The following is a 383-nucleotide window of genomic DNA, read 5'->3' on the forward strand; positions in this document are numbered from 1 at the left end:
TTAGCAATAGCGAGAACTTTGAACCAAGGTCACTGAAATATCCTCCACATGTGAACCTCTAACGAAAATAACTGACAAATTTTAGCTATCACTATCGCAGCTATAACTAAAAGGGCCCAAGTACCATTCTCTAGGTGGCTTCCCGCAGCCATGGCTGCACCTACCCCCGTATCAGCTTTGGTACACTCATCTACTCTAGTTACAGCAGGTGTTTTTCTTTTAATTCGATTTTATAACTTTATGTCAACTTCATGATGGTTTTCGTCTCTACTACTATTAACAGCTGTGCTAACTACTTTAATAGCCGGATTAAGTGCTACAACTGAATGTGATATAAAAAAAATTATTGCCTTATCTACTCTCAGTCAACTGGGAATAATAAT

At 38.1% G+C, this 383-nt stretch carries 1 pseudogene; it reads left to right on the plus strand.

Annotated elements, in window-relative coordinates:
- Positions 1-102: 102 nt before the first annotated feature.
- Positions 103-383, plus strand: a pseudogene (locus L5849_RS17735) (proton-conducting transporter membrane subunit); the annotation flags it as partial.

The sequence above is a fragment of the Erythrobacter sp. SN021 genome, assembly GCF_021864455.1.